The 16,990-nt window shown below is 70.8% G+C and carries 11 protein-coding genes and 3 tRNA genes; 10 read left to right on the top strand and 4 right to left on the bottom strand.

Annotated elements, in window-relative coordinates; all coding sequences use genetic code 11:
* Positions 1-76: 76 nt before the first annotated feature.
* From ACGFT1_RS15360 to ACGFT1_RS15340, 5 genes are all read left to right on the top strand, one after another.
* Positions 77-949: a sirohydrochlorin chelatase gene (locus tag ACGFT1_RS15360; RefSeq protein WP_373909451.1), complete on the top strand. Its 873-nt coding sequence runs from the start codon at positions 77-79 to the stop codon at positions 947-949.
* A gap of 54 nt (positions 950-1,003) precedes the next feature.
* Positions 1,004-2,338, top strand: coding sequence for a deoxyguanosinetriphosphate triphosphohydrolase (locus tag ACGFT1_RS15355; protein ID WP_373909450.1), 1,335 nt, complete (start codon positions 1,004-1,006; stop codon positions 2,336-2,338).
* Positions 2,339-2,441: 103 nt separating this feature from the next.
* Positions 2,442-3,707: an NAD(P)/FAD-dependent oxidoreductase gene (locus tag ACGFT1_RS15350; RefSeq protein WP_373909449.1), complete on the top strand. Its 1,266-nt coding sequence runs from the start codon at positions 2,442-2,444 to the stop codon at positions 3,705-3,707.
* A gap of 47 nt (positions 3,708-3,754) precedes the next feature.
* The gene (gene dnaG / locus ACGFT1_RS15345) at positions 3,755-5,662 is read left to right on the top strand and encodes a DNA primase (RefSeq protein ID WP_373909448.1); all 1,908 of its coding nucleotides are present in this window, start codon (positions 3,755-3,757) and stop codon (positions 5,660-5,662) included.
* A 228-nt stretch (positions 5,663-5,890) separates the two neighbouring features.
* Entirely contained in the window at positions 5,891-7,090 is a 1,200-nt protein-coding gene (locus ACGFT1_RS15340) for an RNA polymerase sigma factor (protein ID WP_373909710.1), read from the top strand.
* 40 nt (positions 7,091-7,130) lie between these two features.
* Here the strand turns inward: ACGFT1_RS15340 and ACGFT1_RS15335 are convergent, their stop codons facing one another.
* The 4 genes from ACGFT1_RS15335 to ACGFT1_RS15320 all read right to left on the bottom strand — a co-directional run bounded on the left by ACGFT1_RS15335 (position 7,131) and on the right by ACGFT1_RS15320 (position 12,741).
* Positions 7,131-9,059, bottom strand: coding sequence for an ABC transporter ATP-binding protein (locus tag ACGFT1_RS15335; protein WP_373909447.1), 1,929 nt, complete (start codon positions 9,057-9,059; stop codon positions 7,131-7,133).
* Positions 9,059-10,792: an ABC transporter ATP-binding protein gene (locus ACGFT1_RS15330; protein WP_373909446.1), complete on the bottom strand. Its 1,734-nt coding sequence runs from the start codon at positions 10,790-10,792 to the stop codon at positions 9,059-9,061. Before ACGFT1_RS15330 ends, ACGFT1_RS15335 begins: the two co-directional genes overlap by 1 nt.
* A 117-nt stretch (positions 10,793-10,909) precedes the next feature.
* A complete protein-coding gene (locus ACGFT1_RS15325) occupies positions 10,910-12,361 on the bottom strand; it encodes an FGGY-family carbohydrate kinase (protein WP_373909445.1) in 1,452 nt (483 codons plus the stop codon).
* Positions 12,362-12,435: 74 nt separating this feature from the next.
* Complete coding sequence (locus ACGFT1_RS15320; protein WP_373909444.1) at positions 12,436-12,741, bottom strand: YtxH domain-containing protein; 306 nt, start codon at positions 12,739-12,741, stop codon at positions 12,436-12,438.
* A 159-nt stretch (positions 12,742-12,900) separates the two neighbouring features.
* Here ACGFT1_RS15320 and ACGFT1_RS15315 point away from each other — a divergent pair.
* The 5 genes from ACGFT1_RS15315 to ACGFT1_RS15295 all read left to right on the top strand — a co-directional run bounded on the left by ACGFT1_RS15315 (position 12,901) and on the right by ACGFT1_RS15295 (position 16,940).
* Positions 12,901-12,973 (top strand) — tRNA-Asn (locus ACGFT1_RS15315).
* 6 nt (positions 12,974-12,979) lie between these two features.
* A tRNA-Asn gene (locus ACGFT1_RS15310) sits at positions 12,980-13,052 on the top strand.
* A 176-nt stretch (positions 13,053-13,228) separates the two neighbouring features.
* Positions 13,229-13,302 (top strand) — tRNA-Ile (locus ACGFT1_RS15305).
* 1,325 nt (positions 13,303-14,627) lie between these two features.
* The gene (locus tag ACGFT1_RS15300) at positions 14,628-15,356 is read left to right on the top strand and encodes a TetR family transcriptional regulator (protein WP_373909443.1); all 729 of its coding nucleotides are present in this window, start codon (positions 14,628-14,630) and stop codon (positions 15,354-15,356) included.
* Between the two features lie 975 nt (positions 15,357-16,331).
* Positions 16,332-16,940, top strand: a complete 609-nt coding sequence (locus tag ACGFT1_RS15295) for a hypothetical protein (protein ID WP_373909442.1) — start codon at positions 16,332-16,334, stop codon at positions 16,938-16,940.
* Positions 16,941-16,990 lie beyond the last annotated feature (50 nt).

Here is a 16,990-nt window from a genome sequence, read left to right as displayed (position 1 = left end):
TCCGCGGTGAAACGGCGGAAAACACTCGTGACGGGCCGGCAACGGCGACGCAACCTCCGAGCGACAGGATCCCTCCATGACGGCGTCAAACCCACGCAGCGGCGAGCCCCGCGCCCCCCTCGGCCCCACGGCGGACCCGGGGACCGGCGGCAGCACCGGCCGGCCCACCGGCCGGCTCCGGCTCGTCCCCCCGCTCCGGTACCGCCGCCCGGCCCCGCCCGCGCTGGTCCTGGTCGCCCACGGCAGCCGCGACCCCCGGGCGCTGACCACGGTACGGGCCCTGGCCGAGCGGGTCCGCGCCCTGCGCCCCGGCCTCGCGGTCCACCTGGGCCACCTCGAACTGAACGCGCCCCTGCTGCCCGAGACCCTCGCCGCCCTGGGCGACACCCCCGCGGGCCCCGTCGTCCTCGTACCGCTGCTCCTGGGCCGCGGTTACCACGTCCGGCAGGACATCCCCGCGATGGCCGCCGCCGCACCGGTACGCGCCCGGGTGGCGGCCCCGCTCGGCCCGCATCCGCTGCTCGCCCGGACCCTGCACGACCGGCTCACGGAGGCCGGCTGGCCGGCGGCCATGGACGGCGCCGCCCGCCGCACCAGCGCGGTGATCCTCGCGGCGGCCGGTTCCCGCGACCCCGACTCGGCCGCCGACACCCGCGGCACCGCCCGCCTGCTCGCGGACCGCCTCGGCGTGCCCGTGCTCCCCGCGTACGCCTCCGCGGCCGCACCGACCGTCCCGGCCGCCCTGCGCGCCCTGGCGGCGCGCGGCCGGCACCGGGTGGCGGTCGCGTCGTACTTCACGGCCCCGGGCCGCTTCGCCACCCAGTGCGCGGACCGGGCCCCGTGGCTCGCCTCGGCCCCCCTGGGCGCGCACGAGGCGATGGCCCGCCTGGTCCTGCACCGGTACGACCAGGCACACGCGAGCCGGGAGCCGGAACTGGCCTCCGCCTGAACGCACGGCAGGCGGCAGCCCGCTTTTGTCGGTGCCGGCCCGTACTGTCGAACCATGGAAGGCACCGCAGGCACCGCAGGCATCGCACGCACCGCAGGCTCGGACACGAATACAGGCACCGGTACCGCACTCGCGTCGGCATACGACCCGGCGTCCGCCGACCGCTGGGCCCCCGAGCCGGACAAGCGCCCCGGCCGCACCGCCTTCCAGCGCGACCGCGCCCGTGTCCTGCACTCCGCCGCCCTGCGCCGCCTGGCGGGCAAGACCCAGGTGGTCACCCCGGGGACGCGGAGCCTGGTCTGGGACGCCAGCCCCCGTACCCGTCTCACCCACTCCCTGGAGTGCGCCCAGGTCGGCCGCGAGCTGGGCGCGGCCCTCGGCTGCGACCCCGACCTGGTCGAGGCGGCCTGCCTCTCCCACGACCTGGGCCACCCGCCCTTCGGCCACAACGGCGAGTACGCGCTGAACGAGTTCGCCGACGACTGCGGCGGCTTCGAGGGCAACGCCCAGTCCCTGCGGCTGCTCACCCGCATCGAGCCCAAGCGTTTCACCCCGGAGGGCTCCGTCGGCCTCAACCTCACCCGCGCCACCCTCGACGCCGCCACCAAGTACCCCTGGCCGCGCGGCGCCCACCCCACCGACCCGGGGTCGGGGAAGTTCGGCGTGTACGAGGACGACCGCCCGGTGTTCGACTGGGTCAGAGCGCACGCCCCCGGCACCCGCACCTGCTTCGAGGCGCAGGTGATGGACTGGTCGGACGACGTGGCCTACTCGGTGCACGACGTGGAGGACGGCCTGCACGCCGGCCACATCGACCCCGGGTGCCTGCGCGCCGAACCGGAACGGCAGGCGGTGTTCGAGGTCGCCGTCGGCCGGTACGTCCCCGCGGACACCGACCCCGCGGAACTCGCCGCGGCCCTGGACCGCCTCCTGGAGCAGGAGTGGTGGCCGCACGGCTACGACGGCACGGCGGTGGCGCAGGCCCGCCTGAAGGACGCCACCAGCCAGCTCATCGGCCGGTTCTGCCTGGCCGCCGAGGGCGCCACCCGGGCCGCGTACGGCACCGGCCGGCTCACCCGCTACGGCGCCGAACTCGTCGTCCCCCGCGCCGCCCGCATGGAGTGCGCGGTGCTCAAGGCGGTCGCCGACCGGTACGTCATACAGCGGGCCGAGCAGGAACGGCTGCGCGCCGACCAGCGGGTGATCGTCGCGGAGCTGGCCGAGGCGCTCACCGCGCGCGCCCCGGAAGACCTGGACCCGCAGTTCCGGTCCCTGTTCGACGCGGCGGCCGACGACCACGCGCGCAAGCGGGTGATCGTCGACCAGGTCGCCTCCCTCACCGACGCCTCCGCCCTCTCGCTGCACGCGAGACTGACGGGACGGCTGTGAAGAAGAGTGACCCTCCGTGGCCTGAACGGGTCACACCCTCTTCCCGCATCACGCTGCGTGCGGGACGCTCGCAGATGGCGGCACCCATAAGAGGAGGCATCACGTGGTCGACGCGGATCAGACATTCGTCATCGTGGGAGGCGGTCTCGCCGGTGCGAAGGCGGCCGAGACGCTCCGGGCGGAGGGCTTCACCGGCCGGGTGATACTGATCTGCGACGAACGCGACCACCCCTACGAGCGCCCGCCGCTGTCCAAGGGCTACCTCCTCGGCAAGGAGGAACGCGACAGCGTCTTCGTGCACGAGCCCGCCTGGTACGCGCGCAACGACATCGAGCTGCACCTCGGGCAGACCGTCGACCGCGTCGACCGTACGGCGAAGACGGTCCGCTTCGGCGACGACGGCACCCTCGTCCGCTACGACAAGCTGCTCCTGGCCACCGGCGCCGAACCACGCCGCCTCGACATCCCGGGCACCGACCTCACGGGCGTCCACCACCTGCGCCGGCTGTCCCACGCCGAACGGCTCAAGCGCGTCCTGGCCGCGCTCGGCCGGGACAACGGGCACCTCGTGATCGCCGGCGCCGGCTGGATCGGCCTGGAGGTCGCGGCGGCGGCCCGCGAGTACGGCGCGGAGGTCACGGTGGTCGAACCCGCGCAGACCCCGCTGCACGGCGTCCTCGGCCCCGAGCTGGGCAACGTCTTCGCGGAGCTGCACCGCGAGCACGGCGTCCGCTTCCGCTTCGGCGTCCGGCTCACGGAGATCGTCGGACAGGACGGCATGGTCCTCGCCGCCCGCACGGACGACGGCGAGGAGCACCCCGCGCACGACGTCCTCGCCGCGATCGGTGCCGCCCCCCGCACCGCCCTCGCGGAGGCCGCGGGCCTGGAGACCGCCGACCCGGCGCGGGGCGGCGGCATCGTCGTCGACGAGCGGCTGCGCACCAGCGACCCCGACATCTACGCCGCCGGAGACGTGGCGTCCTTCCCGCTCGCCCTGTTCGGCACCCGGCTGCGGGTCGAGCACTGGGCGAACGCCCTGAACGGCGGTCCGGCCGCCGCCCGCTCGATGCTCGGCAGGGACGTCACCTACGACCGCGTGCCGTACTTCTTCAGCGACCAGTACGACCTGGGCATGGAGTACAGCGGGTGGGCGCCGCCGGGCTCGTACGACGAGGTGGTCATCCGCGGCGACGCCGGGAAACGGGAGTTCATCGCGTTCTGGGTGCGTCAGGGCCGCGTACTGGCCGGGATGAACGTGAACGTGTGGGATGTCACAGAGCACATCCAGCGGCTCGTCCGTTCCCGGGCCCCGGTGAACATCGAGGCACTCTCGGACCCGCACGTACCGCTCGAAGGCCTCGCCCCCTGACCGCCGCGCGCACCGGCGCCGCCGCGCCACCCCCGTAGAATTCACGCGTGGCAGGACGGATCAACGACGAGGACGTGAAGGCGGTTCGGGACGCGGTCCCGATCGACGCCGTGGTCTCCGAGTACCTCCAGCTGCGCAGCGCGGGCGGCGGCAACCTCAAGGGCCTGTGCCCGTTCCACGACGAGAAGTCGCCGTCCTTCCAGGTCAGCCCCAGCAAGGGACTCTTCCACTGCTTCGGCTGCCAGGAGGGCGGCGACACCATCACCTTCGTGATGAAGGTGGACCACCTCTCCTTCTCGGAGGCGGTCGAGCGCCTCGCCGCCCAGGCCGGCATCACCCTGCGGTACGAGGAGGGCGGCTACAACCCGGCCCACCAGCGCGGTGAGCGCATCCGGCTGGTGGAGGCGCACAAGATCGCCGCGCAGTGGTACGCGGAGCAGCTCGCCACCAGCCCCGAGGCCGAGACCGGCCGGGTCTTCCTCGCCGAACGCGGCTTCGACCAGGCCGCCGCCGTCCACTTCGGGGTCGGCTACAGCCCCCAGGGCTGGGACCACCTCACCCGCTACCTGCGCGGCAAGGGCTTCACCGACAAGGAACTGCTCCTGTCCGGCCTGTCCCAGGAGGGCCGCCGGGGCCCCATCGACCGGTTCCGGGGCCGGCTGATGTGGCCGATCCGGGACATCGGCGGCGAGGTCGTCGGCTTCGGCGCCCGCAAGCTGTACGAGGCGGACAACGGCCCGAAGTACCTCAACACCCCCGACACGGCGATCTACCGGAAGAGCCAGGTGCTGTACGGCATCGACCTGGCCAAGAAGGAGATCGCGAAGGCGAGCCGGGCGGTTGTGGTCGAGGGTTACACCGACGTCATGGCCTGCCACCTCGCCGGGGTGACGACGGCCATCGCGACCTGCGGCACGGCCTTCGGCAGCGACCACATCAAGATCCTGCGCCGGCTGCTGATGGACAACGGCAGTGCCCGCGTCATCTTCACCTTCGACGGCGACGCGGCCGGCCAGAAGGCCGCCCTGCGCGCCTTCGAGGACGACCAGAAGTTCGCCGCCGAGACGTACATCGCCATCGCGCCCGACGGCATGGACCCCTGTGATCTGCGCCTCGCCAAGGGCGACGAGGCCGTCGCCGACCTGGTCCAGCCCCGCACCCCGCTCTTCGAGTTCGCGCTCCGCCAGATCCTCAGCCGCTACGACCTCGACACCCCCGCCGGCCGCGCCGCCGCCCTGGACGAGGCCGCCCCGATCGTCGCCCGGATCAAGAACACCGGCGCCCAGCACGAGGTCGCCGTCGAACTGGCAGGCATGCTCGGCATCCTCGACACCCAGTTCGTGGTCCGCCGGGTCGGCCAGCTGGCCCGCTGGGCCCGTGACCGCGGCGGCAAGGGCGACCCGCGGCAGGGTCCGTCCCGCCAGGCCGGTCCCCAGTGGGCCGAGGCCCCCCGTCCCGCCGGCGGTCCGGCGCTGACCCTGCGCAACCCCGTGCACGCCGCCGAACGCGAGCTGCTCAAACTCGCTTTGCAGCGTCCGGAACTGGTCTCCCCGGCCTTCGACGCCTACGGCATGGACGAGTTCACCGCTCCGCCGTACGCCGCCGTACGCCGGGCGGTCGCGGAGGCGGGCGGCGCCGAGTACGGCGTGTCCGACCCGCAGGAGTACGTCGTCCGGGTGCGGGAGGCCGCCCCCGACGACACCGTCCGCGCCATGGTCACCGAGCTGGCCGTCGAGCCGATCCTGCGCCGCACGGTGGACGAGACGTACGCCGGCACGGTCCTGGTGCAGATCCGCCGCCGGGCCGTGGAGCGCCGTATCCGCGACATCCAGTCCCAGCTGACCCGCCTCGCCGCCGGCGGCGACCCGGCCCGGCTGGCCGCCGTCCAGAACGAGGTCTGGGTCCTCCAGCAGTACGACCAGGCCCTGCGCGAACGCGGCGCGGCAGCGCTCTAGGCACGCCGGTCCCCGGACTCCCCGATCCCGCCAGGTCAGCGCCGGGGTCGGGGCCGACGGTGCGGGCACGGTCAGCGGGCGGTCACGGACCGGATGCAAAAAGTCACCGCACGCCCCTCGTGGCGGCGTTGTGTCGTACTCCACACTGGGGGCCGGTGCCCGAGTCCTCGGAGCGCAGGCCGTCGACTCTCCGCTCCGAAGCACCGCTGCCGCTCACCTTCAGCAGCGATCATCCTGGAGGTCGCCCCCGTGCAGACCCGGACCCTCGCCCAGACCGACACCAGCACCAGCACCAGCACCAGCACCACCGCGGACGAACCGGACGCGGAGACCGACGTCCTCCGGGCCGTGCCCCCGCAGAGCCGCGCCGCCCGGCACCCGCGGGCCCCGGCCGCCGGGGCGCTCGAGGAGGACCCCGGGGAACCGGCCGGACCGGCCGAGCCGGCTCGGGCCGAGGAGGCCGAGGAGGCCGCCGAACCCGCCGAGGTCCCGGCCGCCGTCCGGGCCGAGTCCGGCGGACCCTCGGCCGACCTGTTCCGCCAGTACCTGCGTGAGATCGGCCGCATCCCCCTGCTCACCGCCGCCGAGGAGGTCGAGCTGGCCCGCCGGGTCGAGGCCGGCCTGTTCGCCGAGGAGAAGCTGAGCAGCACACCCGACCTGGACAGCCGGCTGGCGCACGACCTGGACCGGCTGGTGGTCATGGGCCGGATGGCCAAGCGCCGGCTCATCGAGGCCAACCTGCGTCTGGTGGTGTCCGTCGCCAAGCGGTACGTCGGCCGCGGCCTGACCATGCTCGACCTCGTCCAGGAGGGCAACCTCGGGCTGATCCGGGCCGTGGAGAAGTTCGACTACGCGCGCGGCTACAAGTTCTCCACCTACGCCACCTGGTGGATCCGCCAGGCCATGTCCCGGGCCCTGGCCGACCAGGCCCGCACCATCCGCGTCCCGGTACACGTCGTGGAGCTGATCAACCGGGTCGTCCGCGTCCAGCGGCGGCTGCTCCAGGAACGCGGCTGCGAGCCGACGGCGGACGAGGTCGCCGCCCAGCTGGACCTGCCGCCCGAGCGGATCGGCGAGGTGCTGCGGCTCGCCCAGGAGCCGGTGTCGCTGCACGCCCCGGTCGGTGAGGAGGACGACGTCGCCCTCGGTGACCTCATCGAGGACGGTGACGCGGCCAGCCCCGTGGAGTCGGCCGCGTTCCTGCTGCTGCGCCAGCACCTGGACGTCGTGCTGTCCACGCTGGGGGAGCGGGAGCGGAAGGTGGTCCAGCTCCGCTACGGCCTGGCCGACGGCCGCCCCCGCACCCTGGAGGAGATCGGCCGCATCTTCGGGGTGACCCGGGAGCGGATACGGCAGATCGAGTCCAAGACCCTGAACAAACTCCGCGACCACGCCTTCGCGGACCAGCTCAGGGGCTACCTGGACTGACGGGGGGCCGCCGGGCGGCGGCCCCCCGCCGCGACACGGCCTAGTCCACCTCGGCGACGGCCTGCGCGAACTGGGCCTGGTACAGGCGGGCGTAGGCGCCCCCGGCGGCCAGCAGCTCCGCGTGCGCGCCCTGTTCCACGATGGACCCGTTCTCCATGACGAGGATGACGTCGGCGTCCCGGATCGTCGACAGCCGGTGCGCGATCACGAACGACGTGCGCCCGGCCGCGAGTTTGGCCATCGCCTTCTGGATCAGCACCTCCGTGCGCGTGTCGACGGAACTGGTCGCCTCGTCCAGCACCAGGATCACCGGGTCGGACAGGAACGCCCGCGCGATCGTGATCAGCTGCTTCTCGCCGGCGCTGACGCCCGTGCCCTCGTCGTCGATGACGGTGTCGTACCCGTCGGGCAGCGTGCGGACGAACCGGTCGGCGTGCGCCGCCCGCGCCGCCTCCTCGATCTCCCCGCGCGTGACCTCCCGTGAGGCGCCGTACGCGATGTTCTCCGCGATGGTGCCGCCGAACAGCCAGGTGTCCTGGAGCACCATGCCGATCCCGGACCGGAGGTCGTCGCGTGACATCTTCCGGATGTCGACCCCGTCGAGCGTGATCCGACCGCCGGAGACGTCGTAGAACCGCATCAGCAGGTTGACCAGCGTGGTCTTGCCCGCGCCGGTCGGGCCGACGATCGCCACCGTGTGCCCGGGCTCCACCGTGAGGGTCAGGTCCTCGATCAGCGGCTTCTCCGGGTCGTACCGGAACGACACGTGCTCCAGCCGCACCCGGCCGCGCAGTTCCGCGGGCCGCTCGCCCGGCAGCGGGTCCGCCTCCTGCTCCTGCGCGTCCAGGAGTTCGAAGACCCGCTCCGCCGAGGCCACACCGGACTGCACCAGGTTCGCCATCGACGCGACCTGCGTCAGCGGCATCGAGAACTGCCGCGAGTACTGGATGAAGGCCTGCACGTCACCGATGGACAGGGCGCCGGACGCGACCCGCAGCCCGCCGACTACCGCCACCAGCACGTAGTTGAGGTTCGACACGAACATCATCAGCGGCTGCATGACACCGCTGTTGAACTGCGCCCTGAACGCGGCCTCGTACAGCGCCTCGTTCTGCTCGGCGAACTGCTGCGCCGACTCCTCCTGCCGTCCGAAGACCTTCACCAGGGCGTGCCCGGTGTACATCTCCTCGACGTGCGCGTTCAGCTTGCCGGTGGACCGCCACTGCTGCACGAAGTGCGGCTGCGACCGCTTGCCGACCCGGGTCGCGACCACGAACGACAGGGGTACGGTGACGAGCGCGACCAGCGCCAGGATCCAGGAGACCCAGAACATCATCGCGAGCACGCCGATGATGGTCAGCACCGAGTTGATCAGCTGGCCCATCGACTGCTGGAGCGTCTGCCCGATGTTGTCGATGTCGTTGGTCGCCCGGGACAGCACCTCACCGCGCTGGCGCTTGTCGAAGTACGACAGCGGCAGCCGCGACAGCTTCTTCTGCACGTCCTCCCGCAGCCGGTACATCGTGCGGTTCACGGCCCGGTTCACCAGCCGGGTCGCGACCGCCATCAGCAGGCCGGCGACCAGGAACGTGCCGAGCGCGATCAGCAGGACACGGCCGACGGCGTCGAAGTCGATGCCCTGGCCGGGCGTGAAGTCGGTGCCCTGGAGCATGTCCGCGATCCGGCCCTGGCCGTGCTCGCGCATCCGCGCCAGGACCTGCTCCTTCGTGGCGCCGGCCGGCATCTGCCGGCCGATGATGCCGGAGAACACCAGGTCGGTGGCGCGGCCGAGGATCTTCGGCCCGACCACGCTCAGGCCCACACTGACCACCACGCAGAGCAGCAGGACGTAGATGGTGGCGCGTTCCGGTCTGAACTGGGTGACGAGCCGTTTGCCCGACCCCTTGAAGTCCATCGAGCGCTGGTCGGGGCCGCCCCCGGCCATCATGCGTCCCATGGGCCCGGCCATCAGGCGGCCTCCGCTTCCGTCAGCTGGGAGAGCACGATCTCCCGGTAGGTCTCGTTGGACGCCATCAGTTCGGCGTGCCGGCCGGAGCCGACCACGCGGCCCTCGTCGAGCACGATGATCCGGTCGGCGTCCCGGATGGTCGCCACCCGCTGGGCGACGATGACGACGGTCGCCTCGGCTGTCTCCCGGGCGAGCGCGGCACGCAGGGCCGCGTCCGTCGCGTAGTCGAGAGCGGAGAAGGAGTCGTCGAACAGGTAGATCCCCGGACGCCGCACCAGGGTGCGGGCGATGGCCAGGCGCTGGCGCTGGCCGCCGGAGACGTTGGTGCCGCCCTGCGCGATCGGCGCGTCGAGGCCGCCCTCCAGCTTCCGAACGAAGTTCCCGGCCTGCGCCACCTCCAGCGCGTGCCACAGCTCCTCGTCGGTGGCGTCCGGGTTGCCGTAGCGCAGGTTGGTGGCGACCGTACCCGCGAACAGGTAGGGCTTCTGCGGGACGAACCCCACGGTCCGTGCGAGCAGCGCCGGATCGATGGTCCGGACGTCGACGCCGTTCACCAGCACCTCGCCCTCGGTGGCGTCGAACAGCCGGGGGACGAGGCCGAGCAGCGTCGACTTGCCGCTGCCGGTCGAGCCGATCACGGCGGTCGTCTCGCCGGGCCGGGCCACCAGGCTGACGGCCTTGAGCACCGGCTCCTCGGCCCCCGGATAGCGGAAACCCGCGTCCCGGAGTTCCAGGTGTCCGTGCCGGCGCAGCTCCCGGACCGGGGCGGCGGGCGGTACGACGCTGGAGTCGGTCCCGAGGACCTCCTCGATGCGCTCGGCGCACACCTCGGCGCGCGGCACCATCATGAACATGAAGGTCGCCATCATCACGGACATGACGATCTGCATCAGATAGGCGAGGAACGCGGTCAGGTCACCGATCGCCATCCCGCCGCTGTCGATCCGGTGGGCGCCGAACCAGACCACCGCGAGGGACGACAGGTTCACCACCGTCATGACGATCGGGAACATCAGGGCGAGCATCCGGCCGGTGGCCAGCTGCATCCCCGTCAGCTCGGTGTTCGCCGCACCGAACCGGTCCTGCTCGTACTCGTCGCGGACGAAGGCGCGGATCACCCGGTTGCCGGTGATCTGCTCGCGCAGCACCCGGTTCACCGTGTCCAGGCGGACCTGCATGGACCGGAACAGCGGACGCAGCCGGCGCACGATGAGCGTCACGCAGACGCCGAGCACGGGGACGACCGCGGCCAGTACCCCGGACAGCGGTACGTCCAGGCCGAGCGCCAGCACGATTCCGCCCACGCACATGATGGGCGCCGACACCATCAGGGTGAACGTCATCAGGGCCAGCATCTGGACCTGCTGCACGTCGTTCGTCGTACGGGTGATGAGCGAGGGTGCCCCGAAGTGACCGACCTCACGCGCGGAGAAGGACTGGACCCGGTCGAAGACGGCACCGCGCACGTCCCGGCCGAGGGCGGAGGCGGTCCGGGCGCCGTAGTACACGGCACCGATGTTGCACACCACTTGGGCCAGCGAGATGCCGATCATCAGGGCGCCGAAGGACAGGATGTACCCGGTGTCCCCCTTCACGACGCCGTTGTCGATGATGTCGGCGTTGAGGGTGGGCAGGTAGAGGGTGGCGCAGGTCTGGAGGAACTGGAGCAGCACCAGGAAGGCGATGGGTTTCTTGTAGGGCCTGAGATAGGTCCGCAGAAGTCGTATGAGCACGCTACGTCTCTCGGAGTCGGCGACAGGGGCTGGACGGTTGCCCCTGGCCCCTATCGTCGGGCACTCCGCCCGTGTTACCCCAACCGATTAACCCGACCGGTCCGGTGCGCGCGGGCGTCAGGGACCGAACGCCCCCGGATGGGTCTGCTCCCGCACCGCCGTGAACTGCTGCCGCACCGCCTGTCCCACGGCCAGTTCCTCGCCGGGTTCCAGCACCTGGGCCGCCGCGCCCTGCCAGGCCGGCGGGTTCCGCGGGTCGAGGGTTCCCCGCGACACCCCGAGCGCCCAGGCCGCCTGCCGGGCCGCGCCGATCGCCGCGTAGTCCGCGGGCTGCGGAACGACGACCTGCGCGCCGAACAGCGAGGGGGCCGAGGCCTGCACGGCGGGCAGCTCGGCGGCCGGGCCGAGCAGGAAGATCCGCCGCACCGCCACACCGCGCCCACGCAGCACGTCCAGCGCGTCGGCGAGCCCGCACAGCATGCCCTCGAACGCCGCCCGCGCCAGGTGCTCCGGCTTCATCGACTCCCGCCGCAGCCCCGAGAGGGTCCCCGCGGTGTGCGGCAGGTTCGGCGTCCGCTCGCCCTCCAGATAGGGCAGCAGCACCAAGCCGTGCGCCCCCGGCGTGGACTTCACCGCCAGGTCGGACAGGCTCTCCAGGTCCGCCAGCCCCAGCAGTTCGGCGGTGCCGCGCAGCGTGCGTACGGCGTTCAGGGTGGTGACGACCGGCAGGTGCATGCCGGTGGCGTCGGCGAGGGAGGTGATCATCCCGGACTGGTCGGCGAGCGCCTCCGGATGCACGGCCATCACGGACCCCGACGCCCCGAGCGACACGACGGCGTCCCCGAGCCCGATGCCGAGCCCGAACGCGGCGGCCATGGTCTCCCCGGTCCCGGCGGAGATCAGCAGCCCCTCCGGGGTCGTACCGGCCGCGTCCGAGGGGCCGATCACGTCCGGCAGCGCCGTCTGGTGACCGAGGGCCAATTCGACCAGCTCGGGCCGGTAGGCGCCGGTGGCCGCCGACCAGTACCCGGTGCCGGAGGCCCCGCCGCGGTCGGTGGTGCGGCGCACCGGCCGTCCGAGCAGCTGCCAGACGAGCCAGTCGTGGGCCTGGAGCAGGACAGCCGCGCGCCGCGCGTTCTCGGGTTCGTTCTTCGCCAGCCAGCGCAGCTTGGTGACCGGCTGGGCGGCATGCGGCACGCTTCCGACGGCCTGCGCCCAGGCCTCCCGGCCGCCGAGCGCGTCCACGAGGTCCGCCGCCGCGACCTGCGCCCGCTTGTCGCCGCCGACCAGCGCCGGGCGGACGGTGTTGCCCTGGGCGTCCAGCGGGATCAGCGCGTTCTGCTGCGAGGAGACGCCGATGGCCTGCACGCCCTCCAGCAGACCGCCGCCCGCGGCCTCGCCCAGGGAGAGCAGCCAGGCCTGCGGATCGACGTCAGCGGGCCGCCCCCCGTCCGGTGCCTCGACCGGATGGGGGGCGTACCCCTGCCTCAGCACGGCGCCCGTGTCCGTGTCGCAGACCACGATGCGCGTGAAATCGGGCGAGCTGTCCAAGCCGGCGACTATCCCCATGCCTACGAATTTTGCCGCATCGGCGGGGCTGGTCCGGCCGAGGGGCGGCGGCGCGCGGCGCCGCGCGACGAACCTCAGGTGGTGCTGGTGCCCCAGTCGTCCTCGCCCGTGCCGTTCACACCGCGCTCGCGCAGCGACCGCACCCGCTGGGCGACGGACTCCGGAACGCGGTCGCCGACCTTGTCGCTGACCGTGTGGAACGCCTTGCCGGCGTAGACGCGGCCCTGCTGGGCGGCCGTCTCGGCGGTGTTGCGCACGGCAGGGTTCTGCGTGATCTGCCGTGCGGACTTCTTCAACTGCTCGTAGCGCTCGCGTCCGGCCCTCGTGCCGAGTACGTAACCGAGGGACAGTCCGGCGAGGAACGTGAGCCGGTAGCGCATGGCTGCCACCCTTCCCGTGCGTAGTGTGCTGGTGCGGCGCCGACTCCTGGGGGAGCCGATGGACGGAGCACCCCCCTGCTTGCGCTAATGTATGTGTCGCAGCGAGCGTCCGCCCCCTGGCGAATACCCAAGGCGGCACGATCGATGCAATCGAGGCGATCCTCCGTAGCTCAATTGGCAGAGCAGCCGGCTGTTAACCGGCAGGTTACTGGTTCGAGTCCAGTCGGGGGAGCTTCGGTCCTCCGTAGCTCAATTGGCAGAGCAGCCGGCTGTTAACCGGCAGGTTACTGGTTCGAGTCCAGTCGGGGGAGCGCTGAACGAGGACCCCCGCAGGGGTCCTTTTTCATGTCCGCGGGAACCGCCGGGGCTGGCGTCGCCGTCCTCGGGATCATGAGCAGCGCGGAAGCCGACCATCCGAAGCAGGAGATCGTATGAGCGGCTATGCTGCGGCAGACGGCGCGCACACATGTACGCGACACGCCGCTATGGGGCGGTAGCTCAGCCGGTTAGAGCAGCGGACTCATAATCCGTCGGCCGTGGGTTCGAGTCCCACCCGCCCCACCTCAGCGCTTCGCCGCAGTAACGTTCTCACCTGCGGTGGAGCCGCAACGGTCGCCACGCAGGAACATCATCCAGTCGCGTGAAGATCATTCGCTCGCCCGCTGCTCGCCCGAAGTGCCAGGGGCAAGAGATGGACCCGCGCGATGCTTGCCCGACCGACGGACCGGGAGACACTCGCTGCGGGTCTGACGGCACTGCGCGACCAGCCCTACTAGGTAGGGCTGTTCGCTTAGCGCCCCTACTGCACGACGCTCAGGTGGCGCTGCGGCACGTTGGAGGTGTCTGCGGTCACCTCGGCCGGCTCGGGCGTGGCCTGCTCGGCGGTCGTCTCGACAGTCGGCGCTGTGGCGGCCGGAGGGGGCTCCGTGCGCGTTTCGGTGGCTTCCGGTCCCTCTGTGCTGTTCGACTGTACCGACGGGGCGAGCGGGCTCAGGCTGGCTGCTGGCGTGTTGCGGTCGGGCCTGGGGACCGCCTTCCGTTCATACGGCTGTTCCGGCGCCTGAATTCCCGCTTGTGCCCTGACTGTGCCGGACGGCATCGGAGTGCTCGCGCCCGCGGTCGGCTCGCTCCTACTGCCCTCGATCGTCTCCGAGGCTTGAGGTGGTGGCTCCCGAGTGGCGTACGGGGTTAAGTACACCGTGGCTCCGGGGCCGGCGGCGAAGGCATCGCGGTGAGCGCTCACGGCTCTGCGAACACTGGCGATGGTGAGGGCGAGCCCACAGCCCTTCACCGGTGATAGGTGTCCCCGCTGTCTACTGGACGGGCGGTTCGGGGTCGTATCGGCGGCCTGTGCCGGGCCGGCCGCCCAAGCAGTGATCTCGGCCTGAAGTTGCGCGATCAGTGCCCGATTTCTGCGGTGGCCCTGGAACAGCAGGATGACCGCGAGGAGCGCAGCCCCCAATACTCCTGCCAGGACACAATCGATCACGCGAGCCCCCTCAGTGCTGATGTGAACAAGTGTTCCCATCGGTAGTCAAGGCACCTCCCCCACAGCGGCCTTTCGGTCGGTTGCCCCACCCGCCCGCGGCGGGCGTCGGCGGACCGGAATGCGTTCACAGGAGCGCCATTGACACCCCTGATGCTGCACGCCTGACGGCCGTTCCGGCTGCACACCGAAGCAAAAACCTACCGGTTGCCTGGTCGGATTTGTGGGGCCATGATTCACTCATCGCACCGGGAATGCAACAAGGTTGAAGCAACACGTGGGATCGGGCGTTCGAGCGGCGCGGCCCATGACGTAGTCGGCCCTGGTCGGGTCTGTCGCGCTGGTTGCTAGATCAGTGCAGGCCCGCTGATGCGGCGCCACCACTTGGAGGAACTGGACAGTGCCAGAACCACAGCAAGATCGCTCCCGTACGACGCGAGAGGCGCTGGTGTACGGGGCGGCTCTCAAATTCGCAGAAATGGGATACTCTGCATCAATTAATGACATCACGGAAGAATCTGGCGTAAAAAAGGGTGCGATCTACCACCATTTCCGGACTAAAGATGACATTGGCTGGGAAGTTGTCAGGCTAGGGGCGGTCAGTGACGAGCCCGGCAGTGAGCCGCATCTCGTGCTGCCTACGCCCACCTTCAGCTGGGTTCAGGTGGTGGTGGACCAGGCGGCCCGTCTGGCGGCGATCACCCAGGATGTTCCTTATGTCAGGGCGGCTCATCGACTGGCTACCGAGCCGGGCACGCCCTTCTATCAGCACATCTGGCGTCACTTCCAGCCCGCGATCATTCAGGTCCTACAGCAGGCGTACGAGGAGGGAGAGCTGCTTCCGGGGATTGATGCCGAGGCGATGGGTAAGGACTGGATCGCGGCTTTCACCGGCTACGACCTGATGCGGCGACTCGATCCTGAGAATCTCCCGAAGGACATCTATGAGTTGAACCGGAACACGGTGGACCGGTGCGTGCGTCCTAAGGTCCTACGCGAGCTGGACCTCACCATCGAGCGAGGCAAGAAGCTCGCCGAGTTGCATCCTCTGTATATCAAGACGAAGGCTGATGAGAGGGGTGCGGCAGCCAGGGCTCGGGCCCGAAGCGCAGTGGCCGCCGGGGCGTAGCTTGCGGGTGTGCCAGACCCCGCGATGGACCGGACGACTCCCTTCCTGTGCCTACGCATCCCACGCCGCAGCCCTTGAACCGGGTGCCGCCGGGCTCCTGTCAGGCTGTGGCAACGGCGTGGTGGGCGGAAGGGCGAACGGGCCTCTCGAGCGCGGCACCCGCGCCCCTCAGGCCGGCGGCTTGGTGTGCGAGGCGCTCCGCTAGCACGGTCATCGGACAAAGCCTCTGGCTCCCCCGGAGCTACAAGTCGCTCAGCCACTGGCACGGCACTGTGTCGTGGCACGAACTCACTGTCCTCCACGCGGGGCCTTGGCTCGGGTTGGCCATCCGGCGAAGCGGGTCGCGGTGTCGAGCCGGACATCCAGGGACTGTCGGTGCAGCGGTCATGGTGCATGGCTGCGCGAGGTGAACGGGGGTCTTCAAAACCGACCAGGTGTATGGTTTCATTTTGCCCATGGCGCTACAACGGGGACTAACCACGATGTCGGAACGTGCGACCTTCGAGAGCCCGTGCAGGAGTCCTCTCGCGTTCACTGGCAGAGGTGAGTGGCGTGGCGACGGATGCTCAGGACCGGCCGCTCCGCACCCTTCTTCGTCTGCACCGTGGACGACGCGCCCTAGACGAGTTCCCCGGCCTACCGAAAAGGTCGGCCACGTTCGCTGACCCCCTCGGGATCAGCGAACAGCACGTACGCATCGCACATCTCGACGTCTTCGGCGTGCGGCCCCCTTGACGGCGGCGGCGCCATTCGGCCGCTGGCGGCAGCTCGGCGACAGTCATGCGGATGTGGCGCTTGTCGTAGCCCAGCACATTGTGGTGGCCGGCTCGGGAATCGATTGCCAGGCCCTGCCCTTCAGGCGCGGGCAACGGGGTGCAGTTCAGCCTCTGCCGTTCGTGCCAGACGCTCACCATGCAGCTCTCAACCCCTGCGGTGTGAGTTCAGCATGACGCCTACACAGTGCGGGAGATTTCCATGCGTGTAGTGGTACCTCAAGATCCCTTTTGGGCTGAACTGTTCGCAACCGTCGACAGATGCGTTCTGCATGAGCTGAGCTGGCCCAACGATCTTTCGCCCGCTGAAGAACCACTGGTCAGGCGCGCTTATGACGCGTACGAGCGGATCCTGTACCAGCTGCCGCCGACCGTACAACAGCTTGTGCTCTCCCACTCAACTGAACGGGCGACGGCGATGCCGGGCCGGCAGGTAACCCCAACCCAGCGCCTCTATCGGGCGGATGGCCGACCGCTCACACCCATGTACGTCATCGACGTCGCCGAGAGCGACCTCGTCGCGCTGGTCGCCTTCCAGTGGCATCTACGGTCCGACGAGCTGTGTGACCTAAAAACCCGGGTCCCCCAACACCTCGCCGACGTGTATCACAGGACCGTTGGGGTCCTCACGCTGATTCCCCCGTCTGGCCTGCCTGAAGCACTCGCCCCTGCGAGAGGCAGCGGCGACGCCGCAATCGTTTTTTCGATGGATACTGAGGCCGCCTACGAGACGCATCGAGACCGGATCATCGAGGTCGTAAGCGGGCGGAACCCGGATGCCGTGGCCTGTCATCGCATGCTCTACGCGTGACCCCTCCAGCCGCGCAGCGGTGCCCGGAGCATGCCCAGGCGGCGTCGAAG

Source organism: Streptomyces sp. Y20 (genome assembly GCF_043195475.1).
In the GTDB taxonomy this organism is placed as follows: Bacteria; Actinomycetota; Actinomycetes; order Streptomycetales; family Streptomycetaceae; genus Streptomyces.
This window is presented reverse-complemented; position numbering and strand designations above follow the sequence as displayed.

Excerpts from the sequence above, each read along its gene's own strand:
- ACGFT1_RS15360 (WP_373909451.1), top strand. The coding sequence starts at position 77 with ATGACGGCGTCAAACCCACGCAGCGGCGAGCCCCGCGCCCCCCTCGGC.
- ACGFT1_RS15355 (WP_373909450.1), top strand. The coding sequence starts at position 1,004 with ATGGAAGGCACCGCAGGCACCGCAGGCATCGCACGCACCGCAGGCTCG.
- ACGFT1_RS15320 (WP_373909444.1), bottom strand. The coding sequence starts at position 12,741 with ATGCGCTACCGGCTCACGTTCCTCGCCGGACTGTCCCTCGGTTACGTA.
- ACGFT1_RS15335 (WP_373909447.1), bottom strand. The coding sequence starts at position 9,059 with ATGGCCGGGCCCATGGGACGCATGATGGCCGGGGGCGGCCCCGACCAG.
- ACGFT1_RS15325 (WP_373909445.1), bottom strand. The coding sequence starts at position 12,361 with ATGGGGATAGTCGCCGGCTTGGACAGCTCGCCCGATTTCACGCGCATC.
- ACGFT1_RS15295 (WP_373909442.1), top strand. The coding sequence starts at position 16,332 with ATGCGTGTAGTGGTACCTCAAGATCCCTTTTGGGCTGAACTGTTCGCA.